19 protein-coding genes are annotated in these 18,871 nt (G+C 63.5%); 9 read left to right on the forward strand and 10 right to left on the reverse strand.

From position 1 onward, the window contains the following. Positions 1–32: 32 nt before the first annotated feature. Genes JV18_RS0106755 through JV18_RS0106765 form a run of 3 tightly spaced genes read right to left on the reverse strand, consistent with a single transcriptional unit; the run spans position 33 to position 3,032 of the window. Positions 33–515, reverse strand: a complete 483-nt coding sequence (locus JV18_RS0106755; RefSeq protein WP_033073910.1) for an MgtC/SapB family protein — start codon at positions 513–515, stop codon at positions 33–35. Between the two features lie 59 nt (positions 516–574). After that, entirely contained in the window at positions 575–1,405 is an 831-nt protein-coding gene (gene proC / locus JV18_RS0106760) for a pyrroline-5-carboxylate reductase (protein WP_033073911.1), read from the reverse strand. Positions 1,406–1,427: 22 nt separating this feature from the next. Then, positions 1,428–3,032, reverse strand: a complete 1,605-nt coding sequence (locus JV18_RS0106765) for an alkaline phosphatase family protein (RefSeq protein ID WP_052072122.1) — start codon at positions 3,030–3,032, stop codon at positions 1,428–1,430. A gap of 175 nt (positions 3,033–3,207) precedes the next feature. Between JV18_RS0106765 and JV18_RS0106770 the strand changes: the two genes are divergently transcribed. From JV18_RS0106770 to JV18_RS0106790, 5 genes are all read left to right on the forward strand, one after another. Next, positions 3,208–5,310 (forward strand): protein-disulfide reductase DsbD family protein, encoded by a 2,103-nt coding sequence (locus tag JV18_RS0106770; RefSeq protein ID WP_081944729.1) that lies wholly within the window; start codon positions 3,208–3,210, stop codon positions 5,308–5,310. 115 nt (positions 5,311–5,425) lie between these two features. Then, positions 5,426–6,160 (forward strand): TlyA family RNA methyltransferase, encoded by a 735-nt coding sequence (locus tag JV18_RS0106775; RefSeq protein WP_033073912.1) that lies wholly within the window; start codon positions 5,426–5,428, stop codon positions 6,158–6,160. Positions 6,161–6,317: 157 nt separating this feature from the next. Next, entirely contained in the window at positions 6,318–6,869 is a 552-nt protein-coding gene (locus JV18_RS0106780; RefSeq protein ID WP_033073913.1) for a TspO/MBR family protein, read from the forward strand. Between the two features lie 35 nt (positions 6,870–6,904). Continuing rightward, positions 6,905–7,228 (forward strand): accessory factor UbiK family protein, encoded by a 324-nt coding sequence (locus JV18_RS0106785; protein ID WP_033073914.1) that lies wholly within the window; start codon positions 6,905–6,907, stop codon positions 7,226–7,228. Positions 7,229–7,341: 113 nt separating this feature from the next. Beyond that, on the forward strand, positions 7,342–7,848 hold the full coding sequence (locus JV18_RS0106790) for a YbjN domain-containing protein (protein ID WP_033073915.1): 507 nt from the start codon (positions 7,342–7,344) through the stop codon (positions 7,846–7,848). 33 nt (positions 7,849–7,881) lie between these two features. Here JV18_RS0106790 and JV18_RS0106795 read toward each other — a convergent pair whose 3' ends face one another. Continuing rightward, the gene (locus tag JV18_RS0106795) at positions 7,882–8,841 is read right to left on the reverse strand and encodes a right-handed parallel beta-helix repeat-containing protein (RefSeq protein ID WP_052072126.1); all 960 of its coding nucleotides are present in this window, start codon (positions 8,839–8,841) and stop codon (positions 7,882–7,884) included. 202 nt (positions 8,842–9,043) lie between these two features. On the opposite strand from JV18_RS0106795, the gene JV18_RS0106800 reads away from it, so the two are divergent. Continuing rightward, entirely contained in the window at positions 9,044–10,249 is a 1,206-nt protein-coding gene (locus tag JV18_RS0106800) for a cation:proton antiporter (protein ID WP_033075057.1), read from the forward strand. Positions 10,250–10,374: 125 nt separating this feature from the next. Here JV18_RS0106800 and metH read toward each other — a convergent pair whose 3' ends face one another. The 5 genes from metH to JV18_RS0106825 are packed head-to-tail and all read right to left on the reverse strand — an operon-like array spanning position 10,375 to position 16,518. After that, positions 10,375–12,996, reverse strand: a complete 2,622-nt coding sequence (gene metH, locus JV18_RS0106805; protein ID WP_033073916.1) for a methionine synthase — start codon at positions 12,994–12,996, stop codon at positions 10,375–10,377. After that, the gene (locus JV18_RS0106810; protein ID WP_033073917.1) at positions 12,993–13,529 is read right to left on the reverse strand and encodes a GNAT family N-acetyltransferase; all 537 of its coding nucleotides are present in this window, start codon (positions 13,527–13,529) and stop codon (positions 12,993–12,995) included. Before JV18_RS0106810 ends, metH begins: the two co-directional genes overlap by 4 nt. Before the next feature lie 3 nt (positions 13,530–13,532). Continuing rightward, the gene (locus JV18_RS0106815; protein WP_033073918.1) at positions 13,533–14,591 is read right to left on the reverse strand and encodes a homocysteine S-methyltransferase family protein; all 1,059 of its coding nucleotides are present in this window, start codon (positions 14,589–14,591) and stop codon (positions 13,533–13,535) included. Further along, positions 14,588–15,529, reverse strand: coding sequence for a methylenetetrahydrofolate reductase (gene metF / locus JV18_RS0106820; RefSeq protein WP_033073919.1), 942 nt, complete (start codon positions 15,527–15,529; stop codon positions 14,588–14,590). Before metF ends, JV18_RS0106815 begins: the two co-directional genes overlap by 4 nt. Next, positions 15,526–16,518: an ArsR/SmtB family transcription factor gene (locus JV18_RS0106825; RefSeq protein WP_033073920.1), complete on the reverse strand. Its 993-nt coding sequence runs from the start codon at positions 16,516–16,518 to the stop codon at positions 15,526–15,528. Before JV18_RS0106825 ends, metF begins: the two co-directional genes overlap by 4 nt. A 248-nt stretch (positions 16,519–16,766) precedes the next feature. Here JV18_RS0106825 and JV18_RS0106830 point away from each other — a divergent pair, with 248 nt between their 5' ends. The 3 genes from JV18_RS0106830 to JV18_RS0106840 all read left to right on the forward strand — a co-directional run bounded on the left by JV18_RS0106830 (position 16,767) and on the right by JV18_RS0106840 (position 17,847). After that, positions 16,767–17,084, forward strand: coding sequence for a hypothetical protein (locus JV18_RS0106830; RefSeq protein ID WP_033075058.1), 318 nt, complete (start codon positions 16,767–16,769; stop codon positions 17,082–17,084). A gap of 181 nt (positions 17,085–17,265) precedes the next feature. Further along, complete coding sequence (locus tag JV18_RS0106835; protein WP_033073921.1) at positions 17,266–17,562, forward strand: hypothetical protein; 297 nt, start codon at positions 17,266–17,268, stop codon at positions 17,560–17,562. An 81-nt stretch (positions 17,563–17,643) separates the two neighbouring features. Next, complete coding sequence (locus tag JV18_RS0106840; RefSeq protein WP_033073922.1) at positions 17,644–17,847, forward strand: hypothetical protein; 204 nt, start codon at positions 17,644–17,646, stop codon at positions 17,845–17,847. A gap of 6 nt (positions 17,848–17,853) precedes the next feature. Here the strand turns inward: JV18_RS0106840 and JV18_RS0106845 are convergent, their stop codons facing one another. Next, positions 17,854–18,624: a glutaminyl-peptide cyclotransferase gene (locus tag JV18_RS0106845; protein WP_033073923.1), complete on the reverse strand. Its 771-nt coding sequence runs from the start codon at positions 18,622–18,624 to the stop codon at positions 17,854–17,856. Positions 18,625–18,871: the final 247 nt, after the last annotated feature.

Raw genomic sequence — 18,871 nt, forward strand, 5'->3', positions numbered from 1 at the left:
AGCCAAAGCCAGAGAGGATAAATTGCCCCCGCTCAATCTGCCTTATCGGCGGATGCCCCGGCTTTTCGTTCCCAGTGCGATTCAACGAGGCGCAAAAGGGTCAGCATCACGACGCTGATCGCCCCGCCGATCAGCACCAGCGGCCACTGCGCCGCGCCGCAGGCAATGCCGACGACCGCCGCGAGCCAGAGATGCGCGGCGGTGGTAAGATTTTTAACCTCGCCCTTGCTGAACACGATCAGCCCCGCGCCGATGATGCCGATAAAGGCCCCTGTGGCTTCAAAGATACGCAGCACATCGCCGCGCTCGCCGCCGATCTGCGTATAAAGGGCTATCATTGAAACCGTCATCACTGCGGCAGAAAAGCAGATCAGCCCGTGGGTCCGCAGCCCCGCTTCATGTCCGCGATATTCCCGGTCGAGGCCGAGCAGGAGACCAAGCAACGCCGCACCGCCAAGACGCGACAAGAGGTCGAGGTCGATCGAATGGATGAAAACCGGGGCGTTGAGTTCCATTGAGGCTTATAAAGCCGAAAGGCGGCAAGGGTTCCCTCGCCGCCGCCCAGGTGCATCCGTCAGCTTTCGCCGCGCGCAATATCGGCCAGTTCGCGCCCCCGGTCGCGCGCTGCGCGCAGCACATTGGTCAGCAAGGCGGCCAATTGCCCATCGCCATCGAGCACATCAAGGCCCGCCTGCGTGGTGCCTCCCTTGCTTGCGACCTGCGCGATCAGCGCCGCGGGGCGCTCGCCGCTTTCGGCGAGCAGTGCAGAGGCGCCGCCAAAGGTCGCATTGGCCAGCGCGAGCGAATCCTCCGGGCTCAACCCCAGCCGTTCGCCCGCGGCCGCATAAGCCTCGATCATACGGAAAACATAGGCGGGGCCGCTGCCCGTAAAGGCCGTGACGAGATCCATCGTCGAATCCTCGGCCAGCGGCACGACATCGCCCAACGTCGCGAGCAGCGGAGTCACCACCGACGCATCGGCATCGCCCAAGCTCGCTACCGCCGAAACCCCTGCGCCGATCCGCGCGGCAAGATTGGGCAGAATGCGAATATGCCCCTTGGCCTCGGGGAAACGCGCCGCCAAATCGGCGAGCGAAACGCCCGCCAGAATCGAAAGCAAGCGCACCTCATTGGTAATATGGGGGCCCAGTTGTTCTGCGACTTCCCCCAATTGCTGGGGCTTCATGCCCAGCATGATCCAATCCGCCGAACGGCCCGCTGCCTGCCATTCAGCGATGGAGGTGAATTGCGCGATTTTTTCGCGTGGCGCGGCTTGGGGGTCGATAATCGCGACCTGTGCCGGGTTGAGGCCCCATTCGAGCCAGCGCTCCAGCATGGCGCCCGCCATATTGCCGCAGCCAACAAGAAGCAGCTGCCCCGCGAAATCCTGCAAATTCTTTTTCATGGTCCCTGTCTTTTCAACTTTTCTATCGGCAACTGCTGCCCGGTCCGGAAACCAGGTCGAGGCAGCGACCATCAACTTTGGCCTCGTCGACCGGCAAATCGATCAACGCGGCCAGGGTGGGGAGGATGTCGACGGTCATGACCGCATTGGGCTGTTCAAAAGCTGCCAGCCCCTTGCGCCAGAAGAGGATCGGCACGCGGCGGTCATAGTCCCAGACCGACCCATGGGTCGCGACATAGCCGACGCCGGGTTCGGCGATCGGGGTGATGCGCGGTTTCAGTGCAATGATGAAGTCGCCCGAACGGTCGGGGTGCCAGGAGGCACGCAGCTTGTCCATCAGCGTCCATGTGTCGGGTGCGCGCTTTGAAATCGCATGCGCCGCCAATTCTTCCTTGGTAACGACCGCTTCCACCTGCGGATGCGCGCGCAGGCGAGGCAATATTTCGGCGAGCGCCGCCTTGCGCTGCTGGGCCGTCAGCGCTTTCGACAGATAATAGTCCCCGCTCACGCCATAGAGCAGCGGCTGGGGCAGGTTGAGCTTTTCCGCGACCTGCTTGCCCAGCACGTCGGGATCGAGCGCGCGGTCCACGCGCTGGGCGTCGGGCCACGCATTCTGGCGGTTGCGTTCGGGCAGGTCATGGCCGCCATGATCGGCGGTGAGCGCGACCAGATAGTCGATGCCCGTCGCGTCGAGCTGTTTGAAGAAATCATCGAGTTCGCGGTCGAGCCCCGCCATTTGCAGGCACATTTCGGTGCCTTCGGTCCCGGTGCCATGGCCGACATAATCGGTCGCCGACAGGCCGACGATCAGCAGATCGGTCGTATCGCCCTCGCCCATCTTGCGCGCAGCGCGCAGCGCTGCAGCGGTGGCGAGCACGGCGCCATCGGCTTCGGGAGACGCACGGAAGCGATTATAGTCGCCCGCCTCGCGCGCCATGCGTCCGGTGCCGACCGTGGCGCCATTGCCCAGCGGAATGGCGATGTCATGGGACAGGCAATCGAGCGGCAACGGCATGGCTTCGCGCGGCTGCGCCAGCGCGGCGGCAATCGCCGCGCTCGCCTTTTGCGCCGTGGGCGACAGGGCCGTTCCGCGATAGCTGGTCAGCCCCTTGGGCGAGAGCCACATCAACTCATCAGCCTTGCGCCCGCCCATCATGATGGCGGCGCGGTCCTTCCCCGCGACCGAGACGACCTGCGCGCGCGGATTGCGCGCCTTCATCAGGTCGCCAAGCGTCGGCACCAGCAGATGTTCGACCGAAGGGGCATAGCCATCGCCCTTCGACGTCGTGCCGGGGACCCGCTCATCTTCGGCGCAATAAATGCGCTTGTCGGCGCGCGCCGCTGACAGGTCATAATATTGATTGGCGATGATGCCGGTATGCGCGGGATGATTTCCCGTCAAAATGGTCGAATGCCCCGGACAGGTTTCGGTCGCGCCATGCGCCTGATAGCCGGCAGGAAAGACGACGCCCGAGGCAAGCCGCGCAAGGCCGCCCGTAAAGCGCCCGCGATATTCGGCGAACAGATCGGCCGAAAACTGGTCGACGGCAATCACCACCAGCAATTTGGGAGCCGGCGTGGCGGCTGTTACCGCGGGCGCAATCGGCGCGGCGGCCTCCTGACCCATGGCGCCCCCCGCTGAAAAAATCGAAAGCGCGGCGGCGCAAGCGGTGGCGAGCGATTTGAACGTCACGGGGGCTTCTCCATTGCCGATGGTCAACGCGGGCTGTCCTCTCGACCAAAGCCGCCTATATGGCAAGCCTTGAACGCTCGGCTTTGAAGGAGACTATGGTGGAGCGGAAATGAGCGGCGACGGAGCAAAGCTTTTGATATTCCCTCCCTATCCGGGGCTGCGTGCGGCAGCGATGCTCTTTTTGCTTTGGCTGGTCGCGGCCATGCCGGTGAGCGCGAAGCCAACGCATATCACCGCAAAGCTGATTGCCGAATCGGCCACGCCCGTTCCGGGGGACGGCACGACCCTGGCGCTCACCATGACGCCGGAGCAGGGATGGCACGGCTATTGGGTCAATGGCGGCGATGCCGGATTCGGGCTTTCGGTCAAATGGAATGCCCCCGAGGGCGTGCGGATCGCGCCCTTTCGCTACCCCGTGCCCGAACCGCTGATCCTCTTTGGCATGATGAATTATGTCTATGAGCAGCCCTATGCCTTGCTCGCCAATGTGGAGATCGACCGGAATATCGCGCCGGGCACCGACCTCACCCTGTCCGGCATGGCCAATTGGCTCGCGTGCACCGACAAGGTCTGCGTTCCTGAAAAAGCCGTGATTTCGGTCAAGCTTGTCGCCGGAAATGGCAACATCGATCCCGGCACACGCGCGCAGTTCGACGCGTGGCGCGCGCAGCTTCCGCAACCGCTCGATCGCCCCGGCCGCTGGGAAAGGCAGGGTGACAGGCTGCGCTTTTCCATTCCCCTGCCACGCAGTGTCGCGCTTCCCCAGCCCTATCTCTTTGTCGAGACGCCAAAGCTGGTCGATTATCCCGCGCCGCAAAATTTCAGCCGAAATGGCGATGACATCATCGTTGAAACGCGCGCCAAGGGGGATGCGTCCGGCCCTGTCGCCGCGCTGCTCAAGCTGGATGAGGGGCGCGGCCTTTCCATCGCCTTGGAACCCGGCGCTGTCCCCGCTGCGGGGGATCACGTCGCCACCGTTTCGGGCGGCGCCAAGGGCAAGGCGGGCGGCACATTGGGCGTGTTTGACGGCACATTATTCTGGACCGCGCTGGCGGGCGCGATCCTCGGCGGCCTTATCCTGAACCTCATGCCCTGCGTCTTTCCGATTCTCAGCCTCAAGGCGCTCAGCCTCGCCCGCTCGGGCGGAACCGCTGCCACCGCAAAAACCGAAGGGATGGCCTATACAGGGGGCGCAGTGCTGACCGCGCTCCTGCTCGGCGGAATCTTGCTCGGCCTGCGCGCGGCGGGCGAACAGGTGGGCTGGGCCTTTCAGCTTCAACATCCGCTCAGCGTCTTCATCCTGCTGCTCCTAGCCGTGGCGATCACCCTCAATCTGGCGGGGAGCTATGTGCTCCCTTCGTTCGGCGGCGGCCACCGCCTCACCGAACAAGGCGGCGCGGTCGGCGGCTTCTGGACCGGCGCGCTCGCCGCCTTTGTCGCAACACCGTGCAGCGGGCCGCTGCTCGGCGCAGCGCTCGGCGCCACACTCGTCCTCCCCGCCTGGGCGGCGCTGCCAATTTTTGGCGGCTTGGGCCTTGGGCTCGCGCTGCCCTTCCTCGCCCTCGCCTTTCTGCCCGCGCTGCGGACGCGGCTGCCGAAACCGGGGCCGTGGATGGACGCGTTTCGCAAATGGATGGCGGTGCCAATGGGGCTGACCGCGCTCGCGCTGATATGGCTTTTGTGGCGGCAGGCGGAGTCGATCGGGCTGATCGCAGCGCTGGCGGCCACCTTGCTTCTGGGCGCGGTGCTGCTCGCAACGGGCCGGTTCCAGCGGCAGGGGCGCCGCCCCGCGCCCTTGATGGCGCTATTGCTATTGCTCATCCCTGTCGCGCTGTGGGTGGCGACAGCCGACCGCGAGGGTGGCGTAGCGGCCCCGACAGGCACGTCCTTTTCGGTCGAGGCTTTGACCAACGCGCGGGCATCGGGTAAGCCCGTTTTCGTCTATTTCACCGCCGACTGGTGCGTGTCGTGCAAGGCCAATGAGGCAGCCGCGATCAACCGCGAAGCCGTGCAGCAAGCGTTTGACAAGGCGGGCGTGGTCACATTGGTCGGCGACTGGACCAATGGCGATCCCGCCATCACCCGCACCCTCGCCGAGCATGGGCGCAACAGCGTGCCGCTCTACCTCTGGTATGCACCGGGGGCCGCGCAACCCGAAATCCTGCCGCAAATCCTGACGCCGGGGATGCTTGCCGAAAAGGCGAAACAATGACCCCCCGTCCTGTCATTGCGAGGAGCGGAGCGACGAAGCAATCTCCAGCCCGCACCCCGGCATCGCCGATGGCGGGAGCCTGCACCCCGCTCCGCGCCACGACAGGAACGCTCTGATGACCAAGCAGCGCGCCGACCAATTGCTCGTCGATCGCGGCCTTGCCGAAAGCCGGACGCGCGCGCAGGCGCTGATCCTCGCGGGCCTTGCCTTTGTCGGCGACCGCAAGATCGACAAGGCGGGGCAACAAATTGCCGACGACGCCGAAATCCATATCAAGGGCCGCGACCATCCCTGGGTGTCGCGCGGCGGGATCAAGCTTGACCATGCGCTCGGCCATCTCGGCTGGGACGTGACCGGGGCGGTGGCCATCGACGTCGGCTCCTCCACCGGGGGTTTCACCGACGTCCTGCTCAGCCGCGGCGCAGCGCGCGTCTATGCCGTTGATTCAGGCACCAACCAGCTTGCGTGGAAGCTGCGACAGGACGAGCGCGTCATCGTCCACGAACAGACCAGCGCGCGCATTCTCACCGCCGACCATATTCCCGAAGCGGTCGACCTCATCGTCTGCGATGCCAGCTTCATTTCTCTCGCCAAAGTGCTGCCAAAGCCGATGAGCTTTGCGAGAAAGGGCGCGCGGCTGATCGCGCTGATCAAGCCCCAGTTCGAGGCCGAACGCCATGAAGTGGGCAAGAAAGGCGTGGTGCGCGACGCGGCGGTCCATGCCCGGGTGTGCGATGCGGTGCGCGACTGGCTGGAGGCCGAAGGCTGGCGCGTGGCCGACCTGGTCCAAAGCCCCATCACTGGCCCTGAAGGCAATGTCGAATTTCTGATCGCCGCCGAACGGGCATGAAAGCAGAGCCTTCCGTTCCCTCCTTTTTTCAGCGCTTCGCCATTCAATTTACACAAAATCTTCCCAACAGGCCGTAATGCACGGTGCAGCGCTTGACGCCTGCCCGCGCACCCGCGACACAAATGCAACGGAATCGCAAGTGGGGGATTGAACGGGAATGACGGAAATCGCGACACCGGGTCAATTGCGTATGTCCTATTGGCGCTGGGCCATGGTGACGGTGCCAGCCATTGTGCTGATCGGCAGCCTGATGGGGCGATTGTCGAACAGCGGCTTTAATAATCGCTGGTTTGCCTCGCTGGACCTTCCAGCGATCATGCCGCCGGGATGGCTCTTCGGAGTTGCTTGGACCCTGCTTTATATCTGCCTTGGCCTCGCGCTGGCGATGGTGCTTCATGCCCGCGGCTCGAAAGGGCGCGGCTTTGCGCTGTTGCTCTTCTTCATCCAGCTTGTCGCCAATTTCGCCTGGTCGCCGCTGTTTTTCGGCGCGCATCAGGTAACGAGCGCCCTTTATCTGATCATCTTCATCCTGATGGTCAGCGTCGCGACCGCCTTTGCCTTTGCGCCGATCCGCAAGGCGGCGGCGTGGTTGATGCTGCCCTATATCGGCTGGCTCTGCTTTGCGACGCTGCTCAATTTCCAGATTGATCAGCGCAATCCCGACGCCGAAACCCTTGTGCCAAAGGCCGCGAGCACCCAAATAGGGTGACGGCAAGGGGCATCAGCCCGAAGGGAATATTGGAAATGCAAAGCGAAAACCGTATCTTCGACGATCTGGCCAAGATGATGAACGGCATTGCCGGAACCGTCGCGGGCGCGGGCCGCGAGGCCGAAGCCGCGATGCGTGAACGCGCGCGCGAATTTATCGGCAGCATGGATTTTGTCAGCCGCGAGGAATTTGAAGCGGTGAAGCAGATGGCCGCCACCGCGCGCGCCGAAGCCGATGCGCTGAAAGCCCGTCTCGACAAGCTCGAAGGCGTGGCAAAGCCTGCCGTCCGAAAAAGCCCGGCAGCCAAAACGGCGCCGAAAGCCGCCCCCAAGGGCGGTGCAGCGCCCAAGGGCGAATAAAAGAAGCGACCGAATGCGGGGCCGCCGCGCGCAAGCCGCCTCCAGGGCAAGCCGTCCGAGCGGCCCCGATCACATGACTCGCGTCCCCAGCCAATAACCGCTAGAGCGCGCGCATGAGTGACGATATTTACGACGACGAAGACGGTCAGGACGCCGCGCCGATGGACATGCTGACCGCCTATTTCGCGGCGCATGGCTGGCCGCATGAAATGGTCGGCGAGGATGAAATCGTCGCCACCGCGCAGGGCAGCTGGACCAGCTATGAACTGCGCGCCGTCTGGCGCCCCGAAGATGGCGTCGTCCAGCTTCTCGCCTTCCCCGACATAAGAGTTGTCGAGGACAAGCGCGCCGCCGCGCATGAAGCGCTGGCGATGATCAACGAACAGCTTTGGCTTGGCCATTTCGAACTATGGTCGAACAGCGGCACCATCTTGTTCCGCCACGGCATGTTGGTGGGCAGCGATTCCACCCTGTCGCTCGAACTCGCTGAAACGCTGATCGAAAGCGCCATCGACGAATGCGAGCGCTTTTATCCCGTGTTCCAGTTCGTGCTGTGGGGCGGCAAATCGCCTGCAGAGGCGCTCGCCGCCTCGCTCATCGAAACGCGCGGCGAAGCCTGAGAGGAAGGAGCGGGCGCTTTCGCCCGCGCCCCCTTATCGCTTCTCGAAGCGGGTCAGCCCCGGCCCCAGTTCATTGTCGCCAATTGCCAGCGCCTCGCCTGTCCAGTCGGCGACGAACACCGATTTGCGGCCAATATCCTGCGGCAGGCTGGCGCGATTGGCCTTGATGATCAGGCCGCGTGAAGGATTTTCAATATCCTCCGCCCCCACCGCGATGAAGGCCGAATAATTTTCCTTGTCGCGCCCCTGGACGAACAGATTATTTTCGATCCGGCCCGTCGAACCGGCGGGCAGGTCGATCATATAATTGGTCGCGCTGCCCTGGCTATCGTCGAAACTATTGTCGCGAATATCGACCTGCGCCGCGCGCGTCTTGAGATAATGGCCGCCGCTGCCCTTTTCGAACCGGGTGCGGGTGACGGTGACGCGGCCATAGACACCGGTATAAATGCTATGCGCGCAGCTCAGCCCGCGATCACAGCGCCCCAGCCGCGAAAAGGTCGACCGGTCGATCAGGATTGACCCGCCGGGATCATTGGCGGTCAAAATCCCTTCCTCGCTGCCGCGAAACAGGCTGTTCACCACTTCCAGATCATTTTGCTCCAGCCGGATGCCCGCGCCATTGCCGTCGGGCACGCGCATATTCTGGAACACCAGCCCGTCGATACGCGCGCCGCGTCCACGCAGCACCAGCGCCGCCTTTTCCTCGCACGCCACGCCGTCGAAAATCGCCCGTCCCGGCTCGGCGGCGACAAAGGCGATGCGTCCCGTTTCCTGCACGGCGCATTGGCGATGATAGCCCGGCGCAATCCGGATCGTCCCTTCGCCATCGCCGATGGCATCGACGGCATCCTGAAGCCGCGCAAAGCCGCGGTTCGTTTCGGCAACTACATAGGGCGCGCTGCCCGACTGGGCGGGCACCGCTGCGGGCAAAAGAAGCAGCGCGAGCGCGGCGGCGGGCAACAGGTGCCGGCGGATGGAAAGACGGATCATGCGCGCATTATAGCGCAGGACAAGCGCGCCGTCTTGCGCGAAGCTGGTTAACCGCCCGCCTGTCCCGCCGCGAAACATTGCGCGCGCAAATCTTAACATAGCTATTCGCGCTTGCTGTGGCGCTTCGCGGCCCATACGCCTGTAACAGGGCAGAAAATCGCGCCGATAGTGCGCGCGCCCGAATAGGCAATCGGGGGTGGATGTGGCGTCTGTTGAAATTTTCCTGATCGCGCTGCTGATCATTTTTGCCGTGCCATGGGCCATTTGGCGCATGTTCCGCACCGATTATTGGGCGCCGCTGGTGGTGGTGCAGATCATTGGCGGGGTGCTGCTCGGCCCCGGCATATTGGGGGCGGCCTTTCCGGCCTATTATGAGGCGATCTTCCGGCCCGATGTCATCGCGTCGCTGAACGGCATCGCCTGGTGGGCGGTGATGATGTTCGTGTGGGTCGCCGGGATTGAGCTCGACATCGACGCGGCGTGGACGCACCGGCGCGAAACCAGCATTACCGCCGGACTGGCGCTGGGCGTGCCCTTCGCCTTTGGCGCGCTCGCGGCGCTGGCCCTTCTGCAGTTTCCGGGATGGAGCGGCCCGACGGGTGCGCCGTGGCAGGTCGTCGCCGGGCTGGGCATGGCCTGCGCCGTCACCGCCCTGCCCATCCTCGTCCTCTTCATGGAAAAGCTCGCGATCCTGCGCCAGCCCATCGGCCAGCGCATTTTGCGCTATGCCAGCCTCGACGATATCGCCATCTGGGCCGTGCTCGCGCTGATCCTGCTCGATTGGGAGCGGGTCGGACGCCAGCTCGCCTTTCTGATCGGCTTTGCGCTTGCCGCCTGGGCGATCAGGCGGCTGATGCCCCGCCTTTCGGTCGCCGACCGGTGGGCAGTGGGCCTCATCTGGCTGATCGCCTGCGGTTTTGCGGGCGACTGGTCGGGGCTTCACTATATGGTCGGCGCCTTTCTGGCGGGCGCCGTGCTCGACGCCAAATGGTTCGGCCATGAGGCGATGGACCGGTTCCGCAACATCATCCTGCTCAGCGTCATGCCGGTCTTCTTCCTCTCGACCGGGCTTCGCACCCAATGGGATATGGGGGGCGCGGCGGTCTTTGCCGCCGCCGGGCTGCTCTTGCTGGCGTCGGTCGCGGGCAAGCTCGCCGGGGTGAGCCTGGCCGGGCGCATCCTCGGCTGGCGGCGCGACGAAGCGCGGCTGATCGGCTGGCTGCTTCAGACCAAGGCGCTGATCATGATCATCTTCGCCAACATCCTGCTCGACAAGGGGGTGATCAGCAGCGCCGCCTTCACCGCGCTGCTGCTCATGGCGGTGGCGAGCACCATGCTTTCGATCCCCATGGCGACACCGCTGCTGAAACGACTGGAAGCCGCGGCCCCCGAACATGCGGGGCGCTGATATCTGTTCCGTTGCACGGAAACGCCTCGGCACCGGCCCGCTCCCCCTCCCGGCCTCCCATAGCTTACTATCGTCGGGGAGGCCGGGAGGGGGAGCGGGCCGGTGCCGCCTCAGGGGTGTGCCCCTTAATCCAGATTAGGCCGCAGCCAGCGGGTCGCCGTTTCGATATCGACCCCGCGCCGTTCGGCATAATCGGCGAGCTGGTCCTCGCCCACGCGCGCGACGCCGAAATAGCTGGCATCGGGATGGCCAAAGTAAAAGCCCGACACCGCCGCCGTCGGCAGCATGGCAAAGCTTTCGGTAAGGCTCGCCCCCGAAGTCCGCCCGGCATCGAGCAGGTCGAACAGTATCGGTTTCAGGCTGTGGTCGGGACAAGCGGGATAGCCGGGCGCCGGACGAATACCGCGATATTCCTCCTTGATGATCGCCTCGGGCGTCAATTGCTCGCCGGGGGCATAGCCCCATAAATCGGTGCGGACATGCGCGTGCAGCCGCTCGGCAAAGGCTTCGGCAAAACGGTCCGCCAAAGCTTTCAGCAATATGTCGTTATAATCGTCATGCGCCGCCTTGAAGCGCGCAAGATGCGGTTCGATGCCGTGAATGGCGACCGAAAAGCCGCCAATCCAGTCGCCATCATGGCTGACGAAATCGGCCAGGCACATATTCGCGCGCCCTTCGCGCTTCGAAATCTGCTGGCGCAGGAAGGGAATGCGGACATGCTCCTCTTCCTCCTCCAGATGGATGATCACATCATCGCCCTCGCGGCGGCAGGGCCATAGCGCAGCGACGCCGCGCGCCTTCAGCCAGCCTTCGCCGACAATCTTCTCCAGCATCGCCCGCGCGTCGAAATAAAGGCTGCGCGCGCTCTCGCCCACCACCTCATCGTCCAATATGGCGGGGTAATTGCCCGCCAATTCCCAGGCGCGGAAAAAGGGCGTCCAGTCGAACCATTCGACCAGCTCGGCCAGATCCCACTCGTCGAAAACATGCAGGCCCGGCTGCTTCGGCGCTGGCGGGCGCGCGCCCTCGTCGATGGCAAAGCCATTGGTGCGCGCATCGGCAATGGGGATCAGCGCGCTTTGCCCCCTGTTCGCGCGCACATCGCGGACATGGGCATAATCATCCTTGTAACTTTTGACATAGGCATCGCGTCCGGTGTCGCTGACCAGCGCAGTCGCGACCCCCACTGCGCGGCTGGCGTCGAGCACATGCAGCACCGGCCCCTCATACGCCGGATCAATCCGCAGCGCCGTATGCACTTTCGATGTCGTCGCCCCGCCGATGAGCAGCGGCATGGTCATACCCGCGCGCTGCATTTCCTCGGCGACCGTCACCATCTCGTCGAGCGAGGGGGTGATCAGCCCCGACAGGCCGATCATATCGGCGTCATTTTCATTCGCCGCTTCGAGGATCCTGGACCAGGGCACCATCACGCCAAGATCGACAATCTCGAACCCGTTGCACTGGAGGACGACCCCGACGATATTCTTGCCAATGTCATGGACGTCGCCCTTGACGGTCGCCATGACGATCTTGCCCTTGCCCTTTGCGCCGGGCTCCTTTGCCGCCTCGATAAAGGGGAGCAGATGCGCGACCGCCTTTTTCATCACGCGCGCCGATTTGACGACTTGCGGCAGGAACATCTTGCCCGATCCGAACAGGTCGCCAACGACGTTCATCCCGTCCATCAACGGCCCTTCGATCACCTCGATCGGGCGATCCATGGCAAGGCGCATTTCCTCGGTATCGGCGACAATATGCGCGTCGATCCCCTTGACCAGCGCATGTTCGAGGCGCTTGCGCACTTCCCAGCCGCGCCATTCCTCGGCGGCCTTTTCCTGCGCGGCATCCTTGCCCTTATAACGCTCGGCAAGCGCGATCAGCCGTTCGGTCGGGCTTAGCTCCTCGCCCGCGACCTTGCGGTTGAGGATGACATCCTCACACGCCGCGCGCAGTTCAGGGTCGATCGTGTCATAGACGTCAAGCTGCCCGGCATTGACGATTGCCATGTCGAGCCCCGCCGGAATGGCGTGATAGAGAAAGACGCTGTGCATCGCGCGGCGCACCGTCTCATTGCCGCGAAAGCTGAACGACAGGTTCGAAAGCCCGCCCGAATAATGGGCATGCGGGCAGAGCCGGCGGAGCTTCTTCACCGCCTCGATAAAATCGACAGCATAATTGTCATGCTCTTCAATCCCCGTCGCCACCGCGAAAATATTGGGATCGAAGATAATGTCCTCGGGCGGGAAACCGATGCCGGTCAGCAGCTTGTAGGCGCGCTCGCAAATCTCGACCTTGCGCGCTTCGGTATCGGCCTGCCCGACCTCGTCGAACGCCATGACGACGACGGCGGCGCCATAGGCCATGCATTTGCGCGCATGGTCCAGAAACGGCTCTTCGCCCTCCTTCATGCTGATCGAATTGACGATCGGCTTGCCGGGAACGCATTTCAGCCCCGCCTCGATCACCTCCCATTTGGAGCTGTCGATCATCACCGGGACGCGCGCAATATCGGGCTCGGCGGCGATCAGCTTCAGGAACGTCGTCATTGCATGGACGGCGTCGAGCAGTCCTTCGTCCATATTGACGTCGATGACCTGCGCGCCATTTTCGACCTGCTGCCGCGCAACTTCGACCGCGGCTGTATAATCATCGGTCAGGATCAGGCGCTTGAAGGCTGCCGATCCGGTAACGTTGGTCCGCTCCCCGATATTGACAAAGGTGGAGGAGGATAAGGTCTCGGTCATGCTGTAATCGACTCTGCAAGCGGGCGCGCCAGCACCAGATCATCATATAATTTACCGCCGACATCGAACTGGCGCTCGGCGATGGGTTCAAAACCCTGTTTGCGATAAAAGGCGATGGCGCGCGCATTGCGGGCATAAACGCCCAGCAACAGTCGCTGGTAAGGCGCCGCCGCCGCGACCGCCGCCTGCATCAGCGCTGCGCCCAGCCCGCTGCCGTGAAAACGTGACAGCGCGTAAATGCGCTTCAATTCCCAATCGCCCGGACGCGCGGCCGCCAGATCAGGCGTGCTCGCCAGCGCAAAGCCGATGGGCGCATGCCCCGGTTCAATCTCCGCCAGCCAGGCCTGCGCCCCGGCGTCGAGATAGGCTTCATAGGCCGCGCGGCTGTGCGCGCGCTCGCAATGGGCGATGATGGCGTCACCATCGAGGATGCCCGAAAAGGTTTCGAGGAAGGTCGCCGCGCCGATCAGGGCCAGCGCAGCCGCATCCTCGCGCGTCGCCGGGCGGACGCGCCACTGTGCCTGTTTGTCCATCGTTCAAGCCGCCATGATAAAAGGTTCAAGGCCCGCCAACCGCGTGCGGACCGGAAGCTTGGGGAGGCGGCGCGGAGGCAATCCCTCCACCGCCCTTGCCATGGCGGCGATATGCGCAGGCGTCGACCCGCAGCAGCCGCCCAAAATATTGACCTGGCCCTGTTCGGCCCATTCGCGCACCAGCCCGGCGGTCGTATCGGGCAGCTCGTCATATTCGCCCAGTTCATTGGGCAGGCCCGCATTGGGATAAGCCATGATCAGCGTATCGGCGAGGTCGGAGAGGACGCGGATATGCGGGCGAAGCTGCTGCGCGCCGAACGAACAGTTGAGCCCGATGGTCAGCGGCCTTGCATGGCGCACCGCATACCAGAAAGCCTCGACCGTATGGCCCGACAGATTGCGGCCCGACAAATCGGTCAGCGTCATCGAAATCATCAGCGGCAGCTCGCGCCCGACCTTCGCCTCGGCCTCCAACGTCGCGGCAATGCCTGCCTTGGCATTCAACGTATCGAAGACGGTTTCGATCAGGATGAAATCCGCGCCCCCTTGTGCCAGCGCGATCACCTGTTCGCGGTAGACATCTTTGAGCTCGTCAAAGTCGATTTCGCGAAAGCCGGGATTATTGACGTCGGGCGAAAGCGACAGTGTCTTGTTCGTCGGGCCGACAGCGCCCGCAATGAAACGGCGACGCCCATCGCGCGCCTGATATTTATCGGCGGCCTCCCGCCCTAGCCGGGCGCTTTCATGGTTGATATCGGCCACCAGCGCTTCGGCCCCATAATCGGCCTGGCTGATCCGGTTCGCGCTGAAAGTGTTGGTGGAAACAATATCCGAACCGGCCTCCAGATAGGCCTCGCCAATCGCCGTCACCACATCCTGCCGCGTCAGCGCCAGAATATCATTATTGCCCTTTTGGTCGTGCGACAGGCCCAGATTGCCCGCATAGTCGGCTTCGACCAGCTTGCGATCCTGAATCTGCGTTCCCCAGCCGCCATCGGTCAACAGGACGCGCTCACCAGCGGCAGCCTGCAGGGCGATGCGCGCGTTGCTCGGCTCGATCATGCCGCTTTCTCCTTCACGCTGCCGGCCTGCGGCCGCAGCCCCAGCAAATGGCAGATGGCATAGCTGAGCTCGGCCCGGTTGAGCGTATAGAAGTGAAAGTCGCGCACCCCGCCCGCATAAAGGCGGCGGCACATTTCGGCGGCGATGGTCGCGGCGACCAGCTGGCGCGCGCCGGGGTGATCGTCCAGCCCGTCGAACAGCGAGGCCATCCAAGCCGGTATCTGCGTGCCGCACATATCGGCCATCCGCCGCGTCTGCGACACATTGGATACGGGCAAAATGCCCGGGATGATCGGCGCGTCGATCCCCGCTGCCGCCGCTGCATCGCGAAAGCGCAAAAAGGCATCGGGCGAGAAGAAAAATTGCGTGATCGCGCGAGTCGCGCCCGCATCCATCTTGCGCTTCAGATTGTCGAGATCGGCCTGCGGGCAATCGGCATCGGGATGCACCTCGGGATAGGCTGCCACCGAAATGTCAAAGGGCGCGACCGCCTTCAGTCCGGCGACCAGCTCGATGGCATTGGCATAGCCTTCGGGATGCGCACGGTAAGGCGCGCCGCCGGGGACATCGCCGCGCAGCGCAACGATATGGCGCACCCCGGCCTCCCAATAAGCGCGCGCCACCGCGTCAATCTCTTCGCGCGACGCCTCGACACAGGTCAGATGCGCGGCGGGCGGCACGGCGCTTTCCGCTGCAATGCGCGCAACCGTCGCATGGGTGCGCTCGCGCGTCGATCCGCCCGCGCCATAGGTGACCGAGACGAAACGCGGCGCCAGCGGCTCGAGCATGCGGAACGTGTCCCACAGCTGCGCCTCCATTTTTTCCGATTTGGGCGGAAAAAATTCGAAACTGACGCCAATGTCGCCTTCCAGATTGGCGAACAGCGGAGATGCCGCCGCCCGGCGCGCCTCCGCCAGCGAGTTGAGCCCATTTGTCATGCCGCAAGCCTTTTGCGTTGCCCCTCGCCATCATGGGCCTGGGGAGATTGATCCTCATCGCTGCGGCGGCGGCCAAGCCAAAGCTTTACGGCCAATTCCCCGCCCTCCAGCGTTTGCGTATTTTCAAGCAAGATTCCATTGGATGCGAACCAGCCGCGGATCTGGGCATCCGAAAAGCCCAGGCGCGCGTGCGCTGCGCGCGTGCGCAACTCCTCATCCTCATGCGGCGCGAAATCTACGACCAGCAAATGTCCGCCGCCGCGGAGCACCCGGGCGGATTCGGCGACGACCCGGTCGGGTTCATGCGCGAAATGCAGCGCCTGGTGGATGATGATGCTGTCGATGCTGGCGCTCTCCATCGGCAGGGCGAGGAAATCGCCCTGCACCAGGTCGATCGGCACAGGCTGTTCCACCAGCTTGGCGCGGGCGATACGCAGCATTTCCGGGCTGCGGTCGAGCGCCGTAATCCGGCGCGCCGTGGGCGCGAAAATTTCCGCCATCCGGCCCGTTCCAGTCCCAATATCAAGCAAATGGCCCAGACGCCGGTTATGCATCATCGCCAGCATCGCCGCTTCCACCTCGCTCTCCGCGACATGGCGCGAACGGATCGCATCCCATTCCTCGGCATGTTCGGCAAAATAGCGCTCGGCGACGGCCATACGTTCGGTGCGGATGGCCTGAAGGCGGCGTGCGTCATGCGCGATGATACGCGCTTCCTGCGGCGAAAAGGGCCAGTCCTTCGCCTGATCGATCAGCCCACCGACCGCTCCCTCGCGCGCAATGCGCAGGAACACCCAGCTTCCTTCCCGCCGACGCTCGACAAGACCCGCCTCGGCCAATATGCGAACATGACGGGACACGCGCGGCTGGCTTTGGTCGAGCACGATCGCCAATTCGCCGATCGCCAGCTCCATTTCGCGCAAAAGCGCGACGACTCGCAGGCGGGTCGGGTCGGCCAGGGCACGAAAGATATCGAGAAGCTCGCTCACGGGAGTGGGATATAAAGCTTTCTTTATATCTGGTCAACCAAACATAATCCGGCTTTTCCCGCCGTTTTCCTTTGACTAGCGCCGCCTTTCACTCCGCGATTGACGTAAATCATACGCATTCAACCGAAAAAGTGCGTTGCACCCTTTTTGGCGACAAGGTAACTCTGCAAGCGATTGGCAATTCGCCGGATCGAATTGTTCGCATCCGAGTGCCGGTCGATCAGTTTAATCGAGAGGGGTATTCCCATATGAAGAAGTCGATCACTCTGTCGCTCGTCCTTGCCACGTCGCTGGGTCTTGCTGCTTGCGCCGAACAGGCTTCGGACGACGCTGCTGCTACCGCTGACACTGCTGAAACGGTTGAAGGTGCTGCCGACGGTGCGATGGAAGCGGCTGAAGGCGCTGCTGACGCCGCTGCTGCTGCTGGCAACGCTGCCGAAGGCGCTGCTGACGCCGCTGCCGCTGGTGACGCTTCGACGGCCGTCGACAAGGCTGCTGAAGCTGCCGACGCTGCCAAGGAAGCCACCCAGGCGGCTCAGGGCGCGATGGAAGCTGCCACCAACTAAGCTTTCTGCCGTTACGGCAAAAAAGAGGGGGCTGCCGGTTCGCCGGCGGCCCCTTTTTGATCCGCCCGCCCCCTGATGTTTCCAGCCTGAGAGGCCATGGTTGCAATGGGGTGGTTCCGCGGTTAACTCTCCCCTCAGCGTGACCTGTTTGGGTTACGGGGGAATTCGAAAGGACTTTATTATGCGTAAGATGATCATTGCCTCGATGGCCGCTGCTGCTTTCAGCCTCGCCGCTTGCTCGGAACAGGCTCAGAATGAAGCTGCCGAAGCCGGTTCGGCCATGGCCGACGACGCTGCTGCTGCTGGCGACGCTGTTGCCGAAGGCGCTGCTGACGCCGCCGACGCCACTGCTGACGCGGCTGCCGACGCTGGCAACGCCGTCGAAGGTGCTGCTGCTGCTGCTGGCGACGCCGTCGCTGCTGCGGGCGACAAGGTCGAAGCGGAAACCGCCAAGGCCGAAGCCAACGACGCTCACTAAGTCGCTGGCGCAGCTTTGCTGTGTTAAAGGGAGGCTCCGTTCGATCATGAACGGAGCCTCTTTTCTTTGGGAATTTTAGTCATGCGCCCTATCCCGCGTGCATCTCTCGCAATCGCCCCCCTGCTTCTGCTCGCCGCAGGATGCAGCCGCACCGACAACGAGCCCGGCCCCGGCGGCGTCACCGTCAGCGAGGCCAAGGCTCTCGACGATGCGGCAGAAATGCTGGAAAGCCGGTCAGACGGTATCGAAACGCCTGGCGCCGCCCCGGCAGAACAGAGCCAATAGTCCTTTTCAGCAATCCTCCAGCGCGACCTGATAGAGTTTGGGCCAGTTTTTGCCCGTGACGAACAGTCGGCGCGCCTGTGCATCCCACGCGATGCCATTGAGCACGCTGTCAGTGCCGCGCGCGCCCGCATCCTCGCGCAGCCCGGACAGGTCGACATAGGATGTCACCGCACCCGTCGCCGGATCAATCCGCGCCACCGCGTCGCTCATCCAGATATTCGCCCAGATTTCGCCCTCAATCGCTTCCAGCTCGTTGAGCCGCCCCAGCGCGCGCCCGGCAAAGGTGACGGTGACGCGCCTTTGTTCGGCCATGGTGGCTGGATCAAGAAAGCGCAGGGTGGGCGTTCCATCGCTCAACACCAGCTCCGCACCCAACAGGGCAAGCCCCCACCCCTCGCCTTCATAGCGAAAATTGCCCAGTGGCTTGAAATCGCTAAGCCGCCAACGATGGCCGATCCCGCTGCGCCACGTCAGACCGATAATCTGGTCGCGCCACAAGGCAATGCCTTCACCGAACTGATCGGCTGGAAAAGCGGCGGTGCGGAGCGCTTTCCCGCTCTCCAGATCGACCCGCATCAACCGCGAACGGCCATATTGGCCCGTGCTCTCGTAAAGATGGCCGTCATGCCAGAGCAGCCCCTGAGTGAAAGACGCCGGATCATGCGGATAGCTTTGCACGATGCGATAGCCGCAGCGCACAGGGGCAGCATCAGGCGGCGTCATTTCGGCAGGCTGTGCGGCCAGCACCAACGCAGGCAAGGCAAAAAACAGACTCATCTGGCCTAGCTATGACGCAGCGGATGAACTGGCAATGTCGGACATTCCACAGCGCCCCCCTCCCCGTCGTTGCGAGACGCCCGACCGGTCCGGGCAACGAAGCAATCCCAGTTATCGGCAATGCAATGACGCCCGCGGGGGATTGCTTCCCCCGGCTCAACCGGGCTCGCAATGACGGCGCGCGAATAGAGAAAAGGGATGCCCCATCTCTTCCATGAAAAAGGGCCGGAAGGATTGCTCCTCCCGG

Source organism: Sphingopyxis sp. MWB1, assembly GCF_000763945.1.
Lineage (GTDB): Bacteria > Pseudomonadota > Alphaproteobacteria > Sphingomonadales > Sphingomonadaceae > Sphingopyxis.

What these genes read in the sequence shown, in the direction of transcription:
- JV18_RS0106770 (WP_081944729.1), top strand. Translation starts at nt 3,208, where the DNA reads ATGAGCGGCGACGGAGCAAAGCTTTTGATATTCCCTCCCTATCCGGGG.
- JV18_RS0106815 (WP_033073918.1), bottom strand. Translation starts at nt 14,591, where the DNA reads ATGATCGAGCCGAGCAACGCGCGCATCGCCCTGCAGGCTGCCGCTGGT.
- JV18_RS0106775 (WP_033073912.1), top strand. Translation starts at nt 5,426, where the DNA reads ATGACCAAGCAGCGCGCCGACCAATTGCTCGTCGATCGCGGCCTTGCC.
- JV18_RS0106765 (WP_052072122.1), bottom strand. Translation starts at nt 3,032, where the DNA reads ATGGGTCAGGAGGCCGCCGCGCCGATTGCGCCCGCGGTAACAGCCGCC.
- JV18_RS0106785 (WP_033073914.1), top strand. Translation starts at nt 6,905, where the DNA reads ATGCAAAGCGAAAACCGTATCTTCGACGATCTGGCCAAGATGATGAAC.
- JV18_RS0106845 (WP_033073923.1), bottom strand. Translation starts at nt 18,624, where the DNA reads ATGAGTCTGTTTTTTGCCTTGCCTGCGTTGGTGCTGGCCGCACAGCCT.
- JV18_RS0106780 (WP_033073913.1), top strand. Translation starts at nt 6,318, where the DNA reads ATGACGGAAATCGCGACACCGGGTCAATTGCGTATGTCCTATTGGCGC.
- JV18_RS0106830 (WP_033075058.1), top strand. Translation starts at nt 16,767, where the DNA reads ATGAAGAAGTCGATCACTCTGTCGCTCGTCCTTGCCACGTCGCTGGGT.
- JV18_RS0106790 (WP_033073915.1), top strand. Translation starts at nt 7,342, where the DNA reads ATGAGTGACGATATTTACGACGACGAAGACGGTCAGGACGCCGCGCCG.
- JV18_RS0106835 (WP_033073921.1), top strand. Translation starts at nt 17,266, where the DNA reads ATGCGTAAGATGATCATTGCCTCGATGGCCGCTGCTGCTTTCAGCCTC.
- proC (WP_033073911.1), bottom strand. Translation starts at nt 1,405, where the DNA reads ATGAAAAAGAATTTGCAGGATTTCGCGGGGCAGCTGCTTCTTGTTGGC.
- JV18_RS0106840 (WP_033073922.1), top strand. Translation starts at nt 17,644, where the DNA reads ATGCGCCCTATCCCGCGTGCATCTCTCGCAATCGCCCCCCTGCTTCTG.
- metH (WP_033073916.1), bottom strand. Translation starts at nt 12,996, where the DNA reads ATGACCGAGACCTTATCCTCCTCCACCTTTGTCAATATCGGGGAGCGG.
- JV18_RS0106810 (WP_033073917.1), bottom strand. Translation starts at nt 13,529, where the DNA reads ATGGACAAACAGGCACAGTGGCGCGTCCGCCCGGCGACGCGCGAGGAT.
- JV18_RS0106795 (WP_052072126.1), bottom strand. Translation starts at nt 8,841, where the DNA reads ATGATCCGTCTTTCCATCCGCCGGCACCTGTTGCCCGCCGCCGCGCTC.
- JV18_RS0106755 (WP_033073910.1), bottom strand. Translation starts at nt 515, where the DNA reads ATGGAACTCAACGCCCCGGTTTTCATCCATTCGATCGACCTCGACCTC.
- metF (WP_033073919.1), bottom strand. Translation starts at nt 15,529, where the DNA reads ATGACAAATGGGCTCAACTCGCTGGCGGAGGCGCGCCGGGCGGCGGCA.